The sequence below is a fragment of the Conexibacter sp. S30A1 genome (assembly GCF_023330665.1).
Lineage (GTDB): Bacteria > Actinomycetota > Thermoleophilia > Solirubrobacterales > Solirubrobacteraceae > Palsa-465.
In genome coordinates, this window is record NZ_CP097127.1 from 300527 (window position 1) to 315674 (window position 15148).

The 15148-nt window shown below is 69.5% G+C and carries 14 protein-coding genes and 1 tRNA gene; 9 read left to right on the forward strand and 6 right to left on the reverse strand.

The features are described 5' to 3' along the window. Window positions 1-4: 4 nt before the first annotated feature. Together M3M54_RS01540 and M3M54_RS01545 are read right to left on the reverse strand one after the other, a co-directional pair. Entirely contained in the window at window positions 5-196 is a 192-nt protein-coding gene (locus M3M54_RS01540; protein WP_249020435.1) for a ferredoxin, read from the reverse strand. After that, entirely contained in the window at window positions 193-1077 is an 885-nt protein-coding gene (locus M3M54_RS01545; RefSeq protein ID WP_249020436.1) for a fumarylacetoacetate hydrolase family protein, read from the reverse strand. The genes M3M54_RS01540 and M3M54_RS01545 overlap by 4 nt, the downstream gene beginning before the upstream one ends. 81 nt (window positions 1078-1158) lie before the next feature. On the opposite strand from M3M54_RS01545, the gene M3M54_RS01550 reads away from it, so the two are divergent. From M3M54_RS01550 to M3M54_RS01560, 3 genes are read left to right on the forward strand one after another with little or no spacing between them, the layout of a single operon-like run. After that, window positions 1159-2142, forward strand: a complete 984-nt coding sequence (locus M3M54_RS01550) for a LysR substrate-binding domain-containing protein (protein ID WP_249020437.1) — start codon at window positions 1159-1161, stop codon at window positions 2140-2142. Beyond that, a complete protein-coding gene (locus M3M54_RS01555; RefSeq protein ID WP_249020438.1) occupies window positions 2093-3553 on the forward strand; it encodes an aminotransferase class V-fold PLP-dependent enzyme in 1461 nt (486 codons plus the stop codon). Before M3M54_RS01550 ends, M3M54_RS01555 begins: the two co-directional genes overlap by 50 nt. Next, the gene (locus tag M3M54_RS01560) at window positions 3550-4503 is read left to right on the forward strand and encodes a DMT family transporter (RefSeq protein ID WP_249020439.1); all 954 of its coding nucleotides are present in this window, start codon (window positions 3550-3552) and stop codon (window positions 4501-4503) included. Before M3M54_RS01555 ends, M3M54_RS01560 begins: the two co-directional genes overlap by 4 nt. On the opposite strand, the gene cofE is transcribed toward M3M54_RS01560, so the two are convergent. From cofE to cofD, 3 genes are read right to left on the reverse strand one after another with little or no spacing between them, the layout of a single operon-like run. Then, window positions 4460-5218, reverse strand: coding sequence for a coenzyme F420-0:L-glutamate ligase (gene cofE, locus M3M54_RS01565; protein WP_249020440.1), 759 nt, complete (start codon window positions 5216-5218; stop codon window positions 4460-4462). The two genes, M3M54_RS01560 and cofE, sit on opposite strands and share 44 nt — an antisense overlap. After that, window positions 5218-5877, reverse strand: a complete 660-nt coding sequence (gene cofC / locus M3M54_RS01570) for a 2-phospho-L-lactate guanylyltransferase (RefSeq protein ID WP_249020441.1) — start codon at window positions 5875-5877, stop codon at window positions 5218-5220. Before cofC ends, cofE begins: the two co-directional genes overlap by 1 nt. Next, on the reverse strand, window positions 5874-6839 hold the full coding sequence (gene cofD, locus M3M54_RS01575) for a 2-phospho-L-lactate transferase (RefSeq protein WP_249020442.1): 966 nt from the start codon (window positions 6837-6839) through the stop codon (window positions 5874-5876). The genes cofC and cofD overlap by 4 nt, the downstream gene beginning before the upstream one ends. A gap of 59 nt (window positions 6840-6898) precedes the next feature. Here cofD and M3M54_RS01580 point away from each other — a divergent pair, with 59 nt between their 5' ends. The 5 genes from M3M54_RS01580 to M3M54_RS01600 all read left to right on the forward strand — a co-directional run bounded on the left by M3M54_RS01580 (window position 6899) and on the right by M3M54_RS01600 (window position 10877). Beyond that, a complete protein-coding gene (locus M3M54_RS01580) occupies window positions 6899-7819 on the forward strand; it encodes a hydroxymethylglutaryl-CoA lyase (protein WP_249020443.1) in 921 nt (306 codons plus the stop codon). A gap of 100 nt (window positions 7820-7919) precedes the next feature. After that, on the forward strand, window positions 7920-9407 hold the full coding sequence (locus M3M54_RS01585; protein WP_371878631.1) for an acyl-CoA carboxylase subunit beta: 1488 nt from the start codon (window positions 7920-7922) through the stop codon (window positions 9405-9407). Then, window positions 9407-10192, forward strand: a complete 786-nt coding sequence (locus tag M3M54_RS01590) for an inositol monophosphatase family protein (RefSeq protein ID WP_249020445.1) — start codon at window positions 9407-9409, stop codon at window positions 10190-10192. The genes M3M54_RS01585 and M3M54_RS01590 overlap by 1 nt, the downstream gene beginning before the upstream one ends. A 27-nt stretch (window positions 10193-10219) precedes the next feature. Continuing rightward, window positions 10220-10302: transfer RNA gene (locus tag M3M54_RS01595), tRNA-Leu, on the forward strand. A gap of 326 nt (window positions 10303-10628) precedes the next feature. Continuing rightward, complete coding sequence (locus tag M3M54_RS01600) at window positions 10629-10877, forward strand: transglycosylase family protein (RefSeq protein ID WP_249020446.1); 249 nt, start codon at window positions 10629-10631, stop codon at window positions 10875-10877. A 21-nt stretch (window positions 10878-10898) separates the two neighbouring features. Here the strand turns inward: M3M54_RS01600 and M3M54_RS01605 are convergent, their stop codons facing one another. After that, a complete protein-coding gene (locus M3M54_RS01605) occupies window positions 10899-12515 on the reverse strand; it encodes an MDR family MFS transporter (protein WP_249020447.1) in 1617 nt (538 codons plus the stop codon). A gap of 229 nt (window positions 12516-12744) precedes the next feature. Between M3M54_RS01605 and ppsA the strand changes: the two genes are divergently transcribed. After that, on the forward strand, window positions 12745-15135 hold the full coding sequence (gene ppsA / locus M3M54_RS01610) for a phosphoenolpyruvate synthase (protein ID WP_249020448.1): 2391 nt from the start codon (window positions 12745-12747) through the stop codon (window positions 15133-15135). Window positions 15136-15148: the final 13 nt, after the last annotated feature.

The window sequence follows — 15148 nt, forward strand, 5'->3', positions numbered from 1 at the left end:
CGCCCTAGCCCTCGATCCGGATGGCCGTCATCGGACAGGTGTTGACGGCCGCCTCGAGGTCCGCGCGGCGGCTGTCGTCAACCTCCTCCTGCCAGCTGATGAAGTCGTTCTCATCGAGCTGGAAGAGATCGGGTGCGATGGCGACGCACTCGCCGTGGCTCTGGCAGAGGTTGAGGTCGATGTGGACCTTGATCATTGTGCTTCTCCTTGGTGCTCGCTCTGTGTGACCATGCGCTCGGCCTCGTCCTCAGGGACGGCGAGCGCCACGTGCAGCGTGTTGGCGGAAACCGCCGGCTGCTCGCCCACGGCGCTCAGGTCAACGTCCCAGTCGGTGACCGTGCTCTGCACGCTGCCAAGGCCGCTGATCTCGACGCTGACCACGTCGCCCGGCTGCATCGGACGGGAGTTGGCGGGTGTGCCGGTCAGCACCACGTCGCCCGGCTCAAGCGTGATCAGCCGGCAGAGGTCCGCCAGCTGGTAGGCGACACCCCACACCATGTCCTCGGCGGTGGCCTCCTGCACGACATCGCCGTTCAGGTAGGTGCGCAGCGTGAAGTCAGTGGGGTCAAACTCGTCCGCCGGGGTGACGTAGGGACCGATCGGCAGAAACCCGTCCTGGCCCTTGACGCGCAGCATCGAGCCGCGGTCGGCGTGACGGAAGTCGTGCAGGCCGACATCATTGGCGGGCGCGTAGCCGGCGACATGGGCGAGGGCCTCGGCCACCGGCACACCGTGCATGCGCTCACCGATCACGACCGCCAGCTCGCCCTCATAGTTGAGAAAGCGGGTGCCGCGCGGGCGGCGCACGATGCCGCGGTGACCGTTCAACGTGGTCGGGGGTTTCATGAAGTACGACGGGTAGGCGGGTGTGCGCGCCGCGTACTCGGTCAGGCGACTGCGATAGGTGAGATGCACCGCGATGATCTTTGACGGCGTCACCGGCGCGAGATAGTGCGCGTCGGCCTCCGGCAGCGTGCGTCCGTCCTCAAGCCTGATCGTGTCTGCCATGAGCGTGCCCCACTGGGGCACGCCGTCGATTGTCAGGCGCACGCGCCTTTCGTTGGTGTCCTCCCTCACAGGCTTATCGTCACCGCTGCAGCGATCGTCGGCAACAGGAATCAGCGATCGATTATGCGGCATAGGCGATAATTGCCGGGGATGGAGCTGAGGCAGCTGCGCTATTTCGTCACCGTCGCCGAGGAGCTTCACTTCTCGCGCGCCGCTGCGCGGCTGCACCTGGCGCAGTCGGCACTCTCTGCCCAGATCAGGCGTCTGGAGACGGAGGTCGGCGGGCCGTTGTTGGTCCGCAGCACGCGCCAGGTACAGCTGACCGTCGCCGGTGAGCTGCTGCTGGCGGAGGGACGCACGCTGCTTGCCGCGGCCGACAGCCTGCTCGCGCGCGCCGGTGAGCTTGCGCGCGGTGAGGCTGCGTCGTTCTCGATCGGCGCGCTTGGCCCCGTGCCAGGCGCGCTGCTTTCGCCGTTGCTTGCCACCTTCAGCGGCCGCCACCCGCGGCTGCGGATCGATGTGCGTGCGATCGAGTTCTACGAGATGACCACGGTGCTCAGGCGCGGCCGCGTCGACGCCGCCTTCCTCTACGCGCCGCTCAAGGACGACGAGCTGCGCGTGACCCCACTGATCAGCGAACCGCGTGTCGTGGTGCTGCCGCGCTCCCACCGGCTGGCCGGACGCGAGTGGGTGACGCCGGCTGAGCTTGAGGGCGAGACGTTCGTCGCACAACCGGACGTGACGCCCCAGGAGTGGCGCGACTACTGGATGCTCGTCGCAGAGCTCGGCAGGCGGCCGCCGATCAGCCCCTACGTCGGTGACAACCTGGAGGAGTGGCTCTATCTGATCGGACGCGGCGAGGGCGTGGACACCGCCCCCGCGATCATCGCGCGTTACTTCGTCAGACCGGATGTCGCGTTCGTGCCGCTGCGCGATGCGGCTCCGACGACGCTCGTGCTCGCCACCCGCAGAGAGCAGGCGCCGCCGCTGCTTGACGAGTTCGTGGCGCTCGCCGCCGAACTAGCCTTGGTTGCCACACGCAATCCGGGCACGGGCTACGCGCCACCGGTCAGACTGGAGCCCCATGAGCCAACCGTCGCAGACACCACTGAAGCCACCGCCGCATCCGCTTGAGCTGATCGACCGCGCCCGCGTGCTCGAGCTGCTGGCCGAGCATCTGGGGAACGCCTGGGCCTCCTTCGACAGCCCCCGCCTGCGGGAGCCGGTGCTCGACCAGGCGCTGACCGAGCGCCTCTCCGAATCGCTTCCGGCCAGGCCTGGTGATCCCGAGGCGGCGCTTGCGGACATCGCCAGCGCCCTGGATGCGAGCGTCTCGCCCGCACGTCCGCTGTATGCGGCCTACATCGGCTCGACCGGACTGGAGGCGGGCGTGCTCGCCGGGGCGCTGGCCAACGCCTACGACGTCAACCTTGCCGCCGCTGCCGGCGCCGCCGAGATGCTTGAGCAGCAGACGCTGCGCTGGGTGGCGGAGTTCGTCGGCTACCCGTATGCGGAGGGTGTGTTCACGAGCGGCGGGATGACCTCGAACCTGACCGCGCTGACGGCCGCACGCAGCCGTGCCCTGCCGGATTGCCGCCGGACCGGGGTGCGAGGTGCGGCCGCGGCCGTCTACTGCTCGGACGAGTCACACCACTCCGTCGCACGTGCGGTTGAGGTGATCGGCCTGGGCAGTGAGGCGCTGCGTCGCATCCCGATCGACGGCCGGCGGCGGCTGCGGGTCGACCTTCTGCGCGCGGCGCTGGCCGCCGATCTCGCTGCCGGCGTGGTCCCGGTGGCCGTGGTGGCCACGGCCGGAACCACGTTGACCGGGGCGGTCGACCCGCTCCAGGAGATCGCCGAGGTGTGTGCCGAGCATGGGGTGTGGCTGCACGTGGACGGTGCCTACGGCGGCCCCGCGGCCGGCGTGCCCGGCTTGGCCCCGGCGTTCGCGGGGATCGAGCGGGCTGATTCGCTGACGATCGACGCGCACAAGTGGCTGGGCGTGCAGAAGAGCTGCAGCCTGGTGCTGATGGCTCGCCCCGGCGATCTGGAGCGCGCCTTCGCGCACGACGAGCGCTACATGCTGCACGCCGGCATGGCCGCCAACGGCGTCGATCGCACGCTCGAGTATTCGCGCCCGGTGCGCTCGTTGAAGCTCTGGCTCGCCTTCCGCCTCTACGGCTCCGAGCTGATGCGGGCGTGGATCGCACAGACCGCCATCCACGCCCAGACGCTCGCCGAGATGCTCGCCGCCCGGCCCGACTTCGAGCTGCTGGCCGAGCCGTCGCTCTCAGTGGTCTGCTTCCGCCACCGCCCCGACCGTATGGCCGGCGGCGACGGCGACGCGAGCCCCGAGGCGCTTGACGCGCACAACCTGAGCCTGGCGCAGGCGATCATCGCCGACGGCCGTGTCTACCTGGCCCCGGCCCAGGTCGACGGGCGCACCTGCCTGCGCGTCTGCTTCATGAACTTCCGCACAGACGCGGCACAGGTCGGCGAGCTGGTGTCGGTGATTGAGGAGCTGGCCGCCGGCGCCCTGCGATGACGGCGGCGGCGCGAGCGGACCTGCGCCCACACGAGCGGCTCGCGAGCCGGCGTGCCGCGGTGACCTGCGCCGTGCTCGGCGCAGCGGTGATCGCGTTCTCCAGCACCTGGGTGAAGCTGAGCGGCGCCTCGCCCTCCACCGCCGCGATCTTCCGCTGCATCTACGCGGTGCCGCTGCTTTTGCTGCTGACCTGGCGCGAGGACCGCCGCTACGGCCCGCGGGCCTGGAGCGACCGGCGCGCGGCGCTCGCTGGCGGTGCGCTCATGGGTATCGACCTGGTGCTCTGGGACCACGCGATCAACGATGTCGGGGTGGGCCTCGCGACCGTGCTCGCCAACATCCAGGTGGTGCTGGTGCCGTTGGCTGCCTGGCTTGTGCTGGCCGAGCGGCCGGCGCGCCGGTTGCTTCTGGCGATGCCGGCGACCCTCTGTGGCGTTTTGTTGATCTCCGGTGTGCTCGAGCGCGGCGCCTACGGCGCCAACCCCGCGGTCGGGGCGGCCTATGGTGTCGGCGCCGGTGTCGCCTACGCCGGCGCGCTGCTGTTGTTGCGCCGCGGTGGCGTCGACCTGCGCCGCCCGGCCGGGCCGCTCTTGGATCTGACGCTCAGCGCCGCCGTGGCGGCGAGCGTGATCGGCGTGATATGGGGGGACGCACGCTTCATCCCGGTCTGGCCAGGGGCCGGCTGGCTGATCGTGCTGGCGCTGGGCTCGCAGGTGCTCGGCTGGCTGCTCATCACGATCTCGCTGCCGCGCCTGCCGGCCGCGCTGACGTCGCTGCTCTTGATGATCCAGCCGGTGGGCTCGGTGCTGCTGGGCGTGCTGATCTTCGCGCAGCGACCCAGCGCGCTGCAGCTTTTGGGGGTGGCGGTGGTGCTGGCCGCGGTGCTGATCGCAAGCCGCGGCGGCGTCAACGAAAGAGATCCTGAGCGCGTTCTCGAAGCAGTGGTCTGACGCCGGGACCGTCCTCGTCGGTCACATACTCGCCGGCACCGCGGATCAACACGACCGGCTGGGCGGCGTCCTTGCGCCGCGCCAGGTCGGCGGTGGCGGCCAGCAGATCAGCCACCGCGATGACGGTCGCTCGCAGTTCGCGCCCATCCTTGTCGGTGCGTCCACGCCAGTCATCAAGCGCCGCCACCCCGGCCAGGCCGATCGTCACGTCCACCTGCCCCGTGCGCCAGGCGCGGCCGAAGGAGTCGGTGATCACGACCCCTGGGGCAGATCCCGTGAGCTCGCGCAGCCGTGCGCGGATGCGGCGCGCCGAGGCGTCCGGATCGAGCGGCAGCATCAGCACCAGATGCTCGCCGGGCACGTTTGACTGGTCCACCCCGGCGTTGGCGCAGACGAAGCCGTGGTGGGTTTCGCAGACGATCACGCCCGGCGCCGCGCGGACCACGCCGCGGCTCTCCTCCAGCGCAACCTGCACCAGGCGCGGGTCCCTGACGCCGGCCGCCAGTTCCACGGCGCGCTCGCTCGCGGTCACCTCGGCCAGGCGGCGGGTGCGGCCCTCGGCCTTTGAGACGATCTTGTGGGCGATCACGAGCACGTCGCCGGGTTGCGCTCTTTCAGGCACTGGCCAGCGGGCCAGTGCCGTAACGATCGCTGCGCCGAGATCGAGCCCCGGGGTGACCTCTGGCAGCCCTTCCAGGGGTGTGGCGCTGAGCATCAGCCGTGGGCGCGGGTGAGCTGATTGAGCAGCCCGCGCGTGTGTGCGGCACGGCCGCGGGTTGCCGCGAGCGTCGCGACCAGCATCTCGAGGTCCTCGGGAGTGTCGATGTCCAGGCCCATCGACGGCAGCGCCACCACCTCGGGCATCGCGCCGGCGGTGGCTGCGGTCGTCGTGTGCCGCCGCCTGCTGCCCTCGCCGAACGCGGGCGTGATCACGTTCGGCGGCTTGAGCAGCAGCGCGTTGGTGCCATCGCCGTGCCGGTCTGGGACAACCAGCACCGAGCGTGTCGGGGTGGGGCGGGCGAGCAGCTCGTCGAGTTCGCGTGGGTCGATCAGCGGGCAGTCCGCGGCGGCCAGCAGGACCCGTGTGGCGCCGCCTGAGAGGGCATGGGCGACACCGAGTGAGGCGGCTTCGCTGTGGCTGGAGCCGGTGTCCTCGACCGTGGTCAGCCCGTGCTCGGCCGCGAGTCGGGTGGCCGTCGGATCGGCGGTGACCAGGCAGATCTCGTCGATCGCCGGCACGCGGCGCAGCGCCAGCAGGCAGTCGGAGAGCATCGCCTCGGCGAGCGCCCGCCGGTGGCCGCCGGGGATGGCGGTGGCGAGTCGCTGCTTGGCAAGCTCAAAGCGCTTGACGGGGATGACCGCAAAGGTGCTCACAGGCCATGCACGCTACCGGCTGCGGGCCGGGATGTGATTAGCGAGTCCGCAAAGGCGAGTGTCTCCGCGGCCAGACGCGCGCGGCCCTCGGCGCCGTCCATCAGCAGTCGCGTACGGAGCGTGGGCAGCTCGAGCGGCGTCTGCTCGTCGGTCACGATCGCGTCGAGGACCCCCTCGTAGAGGCTGGCGAGGCCCGCCGCGCCCAGCTCAACGCCGCGGTGGCGCATGAACGCCGCCGTCGGGCCCTTGAGCACGGCGCCCTCGACCAGCGGGCTGACAGCCACGACCGGTGCCGTGGCTGCTGCCAGCGCGCCGCGCAGCTGCGGGATCGCGAGGATCGGGCCGATCGAGATCACCGGGTTCGAGGGCCCGATCACAATCGCCTGCGCGCGCGCGATCGCGGCCAGGACCTCGGGCGTGGTGCCGGCACTGCGGGCGCCGCTGAAGCGCACGTCCTCGACCTCGACCTCGCCCTGTCCGCGCGCCCGGATCATGAACTCCTGAAGCGTCCACCAGCGGCCGGTGGCCCTGATCCTGGTGCGCACGGGGCGGTCGCTCATCGGTAACACCGAGGCGCTGACGCCGAGCGCCCGGGCGATCTCCAGCTGGGCCTCGGTCAGCCGCCGCCCGTCCGCCAGTGCTCTGGCCCTGCGGATAGCGATCGCGAGGTCCTGGTCGCCAAGGTTGAACCAGACATCTTCGCCCAGCTCGCCGAGCATCTCCATCACGCGAAAGCTGTCGCCGGCCAGCCCCCAGCCGCGCTCGTCGATGCGGTCGGCCAGCCAGAAGGTGACCAGGTCGGGGTCGGGGGAGACGTGCGCGCCGTAGATCTCGGTGTCATCGCCGGTGTTGACGATCACGCTCAACCGCTCGGGCCCGACCACGTCGAGCATGCCGCGCGCGAGCTTCGCGCCTCCCGTGCCCCCCGCGAGGACCACCACCTGACCTTGGTTCTCAGACAACGGGCGCGAGCTTAGCTGGAGCGCGTGAGCGACGGCACCACCCGGGTAACGTTTATGCCATGACAGAGGCGCTGCCGGCGAGCGTGACGATCAGAGAGGTCGGCCCCCGCGACGGCTTTCAGAACGAGCCCGAGGTGCTCCCCACGGACGTGAAGCTGCGCCTGATCGAGCTGCTCGTCGCAAGCGGCGTGCGCCGCATCGAGCTGACCAGCTTCGTGCGCCCGGACGTGATCCCGCAGCTGGCCGACGCGGAGGCGCTGCTCGAGCGCGTGCGGCTGCCGGCGCAGGTCAGCGCCAGCGTGCTGATCCCCAACGAGCGCGGGCTCGAACGGGCGCTGCGCCACCGCGAGCACTTCAGCGAGATCAACGGGTTCCTCTCGGCTTCAGAGACCCACAACCAGCACAACGTCGGGCGCTCTGTCGAGCAGTCGCTTGTGGGACTGGAGCGCACCTTGGCGCGCGCCCGCGGCGAGGGGCTGCGCTGCGAGGCGGTGATCTCAACCAGCTTCGGCTGCCCCTACGAGGGCCGTGTGCCGGTGGGGCGCGTGCTCGAGATCGCCGCGCGGCTGGTTGCCGCGGGCGCACAGGAGGTCGGTTTTGGTGACACCACCGGCATGGCCAACCCGCGTCAGGTGCGCGAGTTCTTCAGGCAGGCGCGCGCGGAGCTGCCGGACGACGTGGAGCTGACCGCGCACTTCCACAACACGCGCGGGCAGGGGCTTGCCAACGTGCTGGCGGCGCTCGAGGTGGGCATCGACTCGTTTGAGTCGAGCTTCGGTGAGCTCGGCGGCTGTCCGGTGCCGGCGGGCGCGACCGGCAACATCGCCAGCGAGGACCTCGTCTCGATGCTCGAGGAGATGGGGATCAGCACGGGGATCGACCTGCCCGCGCTGGTCGCGGCGGCGCGCGCGGCGCAGGAGGCGCTCGGGCGCAAGCTCACAAGCCACCTGCTGAGCGCCGGGCCGGTGCGTTGGGGGTAGGGGCGCTAGTGTGGGGGCCCGCGTGAGCACGAGCGAGGAGCAAGCCACAGCGTCCGCGGCGGCGTCAGCGGCGGCACTCGCGGCGGCCAGGGGCCGTGCACTGGCCGGCGGACCCGAGCGCCACCGGCTGAAGGCCGCCGAGCAGGGCAAGCTGCCGGTGCGTGAGCGCGTGGCGTTGCTGCTGGATGACGGCTCGTTCACCGAGGACGGCCTGCTGGCCAAGTGCGAAGCCGACGGCGAGGGCGCCGACGGCGTGATCACCGGTGTCGGTACGCTCGACGGCCGGCCCGTGGGGGTCATCGCCAACGACCCGACCGTCAAAGCGGGGTCCTGGGCACCAGGAACGGTCGAGAAGATGCTGCGCCTGCAGGAGCGCGCCGGCGCGCTCCGCTGCCCGATCGTCTATCTGGTCGATTCCGCCGGTGCCCGCATCAACGAGCAGGTGAGGATGTTCCCCGGCCGGCGCGGCGCAGGGCGGATCTTCTACAACCAGGTGCGACTCTCGGGGGTGGTGCCGCAGGTCTGCGTGCTGTTCGGCCCGAGCGCCGCCGGCGGCGCCTACATCCCGGCCTTCTGCGACGTGGTGATCATGCGCGACGGCAACGCCTCGATGTACCTCGGCTCGCCGCGCATGGCGGAGATGGTGATCGGCGAGCGCGTGACGCTCGAGGAGATGGGCGGTGCGCGGATGCACACCGCAAAGAGCGGGGTGGGTCACGCGCTGGTGGCAAGCGACGCGGAGGGGATCGCCTTTGCCCGCCGCTACCTCTCGTTCATGCCGACCAACTTCGAGGCGCCGCCACCGGCCGCGCCTGCGCTGGCGCCGGCGGCGGGAAGCTCGCTGGCGGCGCTGATCCCGGCGGATGAGAACAAGCCGTTTGACATCCATGAGGTGATCGACGCGCTGCTCGACGCCGGCTCGTTTCTGGAGATACACGCCCGTTTTGCCAAGGAGATCGTGGTCGGCTACGGGCGCGTGGACGGGCGCGCGGTGGGTGTGGTCGCAAACCAGCCCAAGGTCAAGGGCGGCGTGCTGTTCACCGACTCCTCAGACAAGGCGGCGCGCTTCATCTGGACCTGCAACGCCTACGGCCTGCCGCTCTTGTTTTTGGCCGACGTGCCCGGGTTCATGATCGGGACCCAGGTGGAGCGCGAGGGGATCATCCGCCACGGCGCCAAGCTCGTCAGCGCCGTCTCGGAGGCGACCGTGCCGAAGATCTCGGTGATCCTGCGCAAGGCCTACGGCGCCGGGCTCTACGCAATGGCGGGGCCGGCGTTCGAGCCCGACTGCTGCATCGCGCTGCCGGGCGCGCACATCGCGGTCATGGGGCCGAGCGCGGCGATCAACGCCGTGCACTACAACCAGCTTGCGGCGATCGCCGACGAGACGGAGCGCGAGGCGCGCACGCGCGAGCTGCGCGAGGAGTACGCGCGCGACATTGACATCCTGCACCTCGCCTCCGAGCAGGTGGTGGACGCGGTGGTCGAGCCCGACCAGCTGCGCGGCGAGCTGATCGCCCGCTTCGCGCTCGCCTCCAGCCGGGTGCGCGAGTGGCCCGCCAAGCGCAACCCGGTCACGCCGGTCTGATGGGCGCCGCCAGTCCTGACCCGTTCGAGCGCGAGCTGCTCGAGATCGCAGGCGAGGCGGCGCGCGCCGCCGGCGCGCAGCTGCTCTCCCGCTGGCGCCGCCCGCTTCACGTCGAGACCAAGAGCACGCCCACCGATCCGGTCACAGACGCGGACCTCGCCGCCGAGCGCGCGATCCGCGCGGTGCTTTCCAGCCGCCGCCCCGATGACGCGATCCTCGGTGAGGAGGGCGGTGAAACCGGTGAGGGAGCGTTGCGCTGGGTGATCGACCCGCTCGACGGCACCGTCAACTTCCTCTACGGCCTGGCGACGTTTGCGGTCAGCATCGCGGTCGAGGACGCGCAGGGCGCGTTGGCGGCGGTGGTGCTCGATCCGGTCGCCGACGAGCTCTTCAGCGCCACCCGCCACGGGCAGGCGCTCTGTAACGGGCAGGCGCTCGAGCCGACGCGGTGCGAGACGCTTGCGCGCGCACTCGTCGGCACCGGCTTTGCCTACGACGCTGCGCTCAGGACCGAGCAGGCGACGGTCGTGGCGCGGGTGATCCCGGCCGCCCGGGACATCCGACGGGCCGGCGCGGCGGCGCTTGACCTCTGCGCCTGCGCGGCGGGACGGCTCGATGCCTACTGGGAGCGCGACGTCAACCACTGGGACATCGCCGCCGGCAGTCTGATCTGCGAGCGAGCCGGCCTGAGCGTGCGCACGCTCAAGCCCGCGGGTGGGCTGCCAGCCGGCGTGATCGTCGCCGGCGCGGCGCTGATCGAGGAGCTCAGCGCGCTCGTCACCTGACGCGCCGCCCTAGACTTGGCCTGCCACGCCGCGGTGGTGGAACGGTAGACACGGCGGACTCAAAATCCGCTGCCCGCAAGGGCGTGAGAGTTCGAATCTCTCCCGCGGTATCCGCAGAGCGTTGACAGCCTGGTACCGTTGGCGCCTGCAAACGGGCGCGTGCCCGGGCGCAGACTCTGTAAACCGAATCAGGAGGTGGTGAGCCACCGTCCTACCCGTAGCCGGCCGGAGTATCGGCTGGCAGTCGAAGTCACGTAGACGCCTGTGCGGGCTGGACGCGGTCAACCCTATGCGGTCCATCAAGTTGCGCGCCGTCGTGTGCGCTCTCACCCTCGTCTGTTGCACGGGGAACATGACCGCGGTTGCCTCCGCGGCCACACGACATCATTCACACGGCCACGGTCGTCACGCTCACCGGCATCCAGGGGAACACGCCATGCCCTCGGACTACGGGGCCTGGTCGCAGGTTGCCGAGTGCGAGTCCGGCGGCTGGCAGGTGCTCGGCTATGCCTATCCCGACAGCCTCGGTATCGACCGTGCCAACTGGCTGGCCTTTGGCGGCAAGCCGATGGGGCCCGGGATGGTCGGTCCGGCCGGCCGGGTGGCGGAGATCCGCGTCGCCGACCGTCTGATCGCCCACTACAACGCCGCGATACCCGATCGGTACGGATGCGGGCCGTGGTGAGCGGGTGTGGTCCGCGCCGGCTCAGCTGGGCGCAAGCGAGCCGGCAACGTCCTCAAGCTGCGCTTCCACGGAGCTTTCCGGCTTGACGCCCGCGGCGGCGCCAACACCCCGGCGCAGCTCGACGTGTGGTATCAGCCACGCGGCCACGAACGCGATCACGCCGATCGGCGCGGCGATGATGAAGACGGTCTGGATCGACTGCGAGTACGCGACCGCGATACCGTGATGCACGGCCGGCGGCAGCCTGTCGAGGATGGCGGGCGTGACGCTGGCGCTGCTGAGTCCACCAGGCAGCCTCGTGTGTCCGAGCTGGCGGGCCAGGTTGCCGACCAGGACGTTGCTGAAGATCGCTCCGAAGATCGCGGTGCCGAACGATCCGCCGATTGACCTGAAGAACGTCGCACCCGAGGTGCCCACACCCAGCTCCGAATATGGGACGGCGTTCTGCACGATCAGCACGAGCACCTGCATCACGCAGCCCAGGCCGACCCCGAGCACGAACATGTATAGGGCGGATACCAGCAGGCTGGTGGAGATGTCAACCTGTGCCAAAAGCAGTAGCCCGACGGTCAGTAGCGCCGTGCCGACGATCGGGAAGATCCGGTAGCGGCCCGTGCGGGTGATGGCAACGCCCGACACGGTGGAGAAGAGGATCATGCCGACCAGCAGGGGCAGCAGCTGCAGGCCCGAGGCGGTTGGGGACTCGCCGTGGACGACCTGGAAGAAGACGGGCAGGTACGTGATCGCGCCGAACATCGCAAAGCCGATGATGAAGCCCACGACGCTCGTGACGGAAAAGGCGCGGTTTGAGAAGAGGTGCAGCGGCAGCACGGGCTCGGTCGCGCGCCGCTCCACGAACACGAAGACCACGAGCAGCACCACGCCGCCCACGGCCAGCCCGATACTGGTGGCCGAGCCCCAGGCCAGGGTGGTGCCGCCGAGGCTTGTGAACAGGACCAGGCAGCTTGCTGAGAGCGTCAGCACGAGCGCTCCGGTGTAGTCGATCACATGCGCCACGCGGCTCAGCTTGCCGGGCACCTGGATCGCGATCACCGTCAGCGCGACGGCGCCGATGGGGAGGTTGATGTAGAAGATCCAGTGCCAGGAGAGCGCCTGGACGAAGAGCCCGCCGAGCAGCGGCCCGATGATGCTCGCGATTCCGAAGACGGCTCCGAACAGGCCCTGGTAGCGCCCGCGCTCGCGGGGCGAAACGACGTCGCCGACGATCGCCTGGGCGCCGACCATCAACCCGCCACCGCCGAGCCCCTGCAACGCGCGGAAGGCGATCAGCTGGGTCATCGTGTGGCTGAGTCCGGACAGCGCCGAGCCGCCGAGGAAGATCACGATCGCAGCCTGAAAGAAGAGCTTGCGCCCGTACTGATCGCCGAGCTTGCCCCACAGCGGCGTGGAGACGGTGGACGCCAGCAGATACGCGACGATGATCCAGGCCAGGTGCGAGGCCCCGTGCAGGTCGGCGACGATCGTCGGCAGCGCGGTGGAGACGATCGTCTGATCCAGCGCGGCCAGGAACATGCCCAGCATCAGCGCGCCGATGATCAGCAGGACGCGCCGGTGGCTGAGGTCAAGGATCGGACCGTGTTGAAGGTCAGATCGCTCCGAGGACTGTTGGTCTGTCAACTGCGCCGCACTTCGTCTGGATCGAACTGAAGACGCGCGTGTCTGAGCTGGATCCTGGCCACCCACCAAGCTTAGCCGGGGCCAATCGTGGAGCTGGGGCGCGAGGTGTGCAGCGGAGTTTCTACTGAGTGAAATGGTGGTTGGTGCTCACGGCAGGGAGCGTGTCCTGGTCTAGGTTGAAAGTAATCAGGGTTCGGCGCAGGCTGAACGACGCTCAGGAGGGTCCGACATGGCCGACAAACGTTACGTGCGCTTCTTTGAGGAGATCGGGATCGACGATGTGCCGCTGGTTGGCGGCAAGAACGCGTCGCTTGGCGAGATGTACCGCCACCTGTCGGGCGACGGGGTCCGGGTGCCGCACGGCTTTGCGATCACCGCCGATGGCTACCGGCACATGCTGGAGGCGACCGGCGCGATCGCCCAGCTACACGAGGCGCTCGACGACCTCGACCCCAGTGACGTCAGCGACCTGGCCCGTCGCGGCAAGCGTGCCCGTGAGATCGTCTACGGCGCGGGGCTGCCCGCCGATCTGCAGAGCGAGATCCTTGACTCCTACCGCCGCCTGCAGGAGGAGGGTGGCGAGGACATCCGGCTGGCGGTCCGCAGCTCTGCGACCGCGGAGGACCTGCCCACCGCGAGCTTCGCCGGCCAGCAGGACACCTACCTGAACGTTCACGGTGATGAGAGCCTGCTTGACTCCTGTCGGCGCTGCTTCGCCAGTCTGTTCACCGACCGTGCGATCCACTACCGCGTGGACCAGGGCTTTGACCACTTCCAGGTCGCGCTGTCCATCGGGGTGATGAAGATGGTGCGCTCCGACCTTTCCGCCTCCGGTGTGTTCTTCTCGCTGGACACCGAGTCCGGCTTCCGCGACAGCGTGTTCATCACCGGCGCCTACGGCCTCGGGGAGAACGTGGTGCAGGGCGCCGTCGACCCCGACGAGTTCTATGTGCACAAGCCCACCTTCGAGCAGGGGCACCGCGTGGTGCTGCGCCGCCTGCTGGGCGAGAAGGCCGTCAAGATGGTTTTCGTCGAGGGTGAGACCAAGAACACGACCCGCAACATACCCACCCCATATGTGGATCGCGAGCGTTTCTGCATCACCGACGATGATGTGCTGGAGCTGGCCGATTACGCGATCAAGATCGAGCGTCACTACGGCCGGCCGATGGACATGGAGTGGGCCAAGGACGGGCTGGACGGCAAGATCTACATCGTCCAGGCGCGCCCGGAAACCGTCGCCTCACAGCGTAAGGCGACCGTGATCGAAAGCTATGCCCTGGACCAGCCCGGTGAGATCATCGCCGAGGGCCGCTCGGTGGGCGAGAAGATCGCCGCCGGCAGGGCGAGGGTGATGGAGAGCCTCGCGCAGCTGTCTGAGTTCCAGCCCGGCGAGGTGCTGGTCGCGGATATCACCACGCCCGACTGGGAGCCGGTGATGAAGACCGCGGCGGCGATCGTCACAAACCGCGGCGGACGCACCTGCCACGCGGCGATCATCGCCCGCGAGCTGGGCGTGCCGGCGGTGGTGGGGGCCGGCAACGCGACCACGGCGATCACCAGCGGCGAGTCCGTGACCGTGTCGTGTGCCGAGGGGGACGTCGGCCGCATCTACCGCGGCGAGATCCCGTTCCACGTCGACCGGGCCGAGATCGGCTCTCTGCAGCGGCCCAAGACCAAGGTGATGGTCAACCTCGGCAACCCGGACCTGGCGTTCAAGACCTCGTTCCTTCCCAACGACGGGGTTGGGCTCGCCCGCATGGAGTTCATCATCAGCGAGTACATCAAGGCTCACCCACTGGCGCTCGTGCACCCAGAGCGCGTCAGCGACCCGGTCGAGCAGGAGGGGCTCAGGCGGTTGATCAGCCGCGACCCGGATGGTGAGAGCTTCTTTGTGCGGGAGCTCTCCGAGGGGATCGGCACGATCGCGGCGGCGTTCTGGCCAAAGCCCGTGGTGGTCCGCATGTCGGACTTCAAGACCAACGAGTACGCGACCCTGCTGGGTGGTGCGGCCTTCGAGCCTGTGGAGAGCAACCCGATGCTCGGCTTCCGTGGCGCCTCACGCTACGCGCACCCGGCATACGTCGAGGGCTTTACGCTCGAGTGCCGTGCGATGAAGCGGGTGCGCGACGAGATGGGCCTGACCAACGTCGTGCTGATGCTGCCGTTCGTGCGGCGTGTGCAGGAGGCCGATGCGGTGCTCGCGCAGATGGCCGAACTCGGCCTCAAGCGCGGAGAGAACGGCTTGGAGATCTACGCGATGTGTGAGATCCCCAACAACGTGATCCTGATCGACGAGTTTGCCAAGCGCTTCGACGGCTTCTCGATCGGCTCAAACGACCTCACGCAGCTTACGCTCGGCGTCGACCGCGACTCCGAGATCGTCGCCTTCGACTACGACGAGCGCGACGAGGGTGTGAAGCTGATGCTGAAGCTCGCGGTCGAGGGCTGCGCGCGCAACCAGATCCACTCTGGCCTGTGCGGGCAGGCGCCATCGGACTACCCGGACATGGCCGAGTACCTCGTCGAACTCGGGATCGACTCGATCAGCCTGAACCCCGACACGGTGCTGAAGACCACCCAGCGGATCGTCGAGTGCGAAGCGCGGCTCGGGAGGTAGGAGAGCCGGGGGC

What these genes read in the sequence shown, in the direction of transcription:
- M3M54_RS01540 (WP_249020435.1), bottom strand. Translation starts at nt 196, where the DNA reads ATGATCAAGGTCCACATCGACCTCAACCTCTGCCAGAGCCACGGCGAG.
- M3M54_RS01550 (WP_249020437.1), top strand. Translation starts at nt 1,159, where the DNA reads ATGGAGCTGAGGCAGCTGCGCTATTTCGTCACCGTCGCCGAGGAGCTT.
- M3M54_RS01555 (WP_249020438.1), top strand. Translation starts at nt 2,093, where the DNA reads ATGAGCCAACCGTCGCAGACACCACTGAAGCCACCGCCGCATCCGCTT.
- M3M54_RS01560 (WP_249020439.1), top strand. Translation starts at nt 3,550, where the DNA reads ATGACGGCGGCGGCGCGAGCGGACCTGCGCCCACACGAGCGGCTCGCG.
- cofE (WP_249020440.1), bottom strand. Translation starts at nt 5,218, where the DNA reads ATGCTCAGCGCCACACCCCTGGAAGGGCTGCCAGAGGTCACCCCGGGG.
- M3M54_RS01580 (WP_249020443.1), top strand. Translation starts at nt 6,899, where the DNA reads ATGACAGAGGCGCTGCCGGCGAGCGTGACGATCAGAGAGGTCGGCCCC.
- M3M54_RS01590 (WP_249020445.1), top strand. Translation starts at nt 9,407, where the DNA reads ATGGGCGCCGCCAGTCCTGACCCGTTCGAGCGCGAGCTGCTCGAGATC.
- M3M54_RS01600 (WP_249020446.1), top strand. Translation starts at nt 10,629, where the DNA reads ATGCCCTCGGACTACGGGGCCTGGTCGCAGGTTGCCGAGTGCGAGTCC.
- ppsA (WP_249020448.1), top strand. Translation starts at nt 12,745, where the DNA reads ATGGCCGACAAACGTTACGTGCGCTTCTTTGAGGAGATCGGGATCGAC.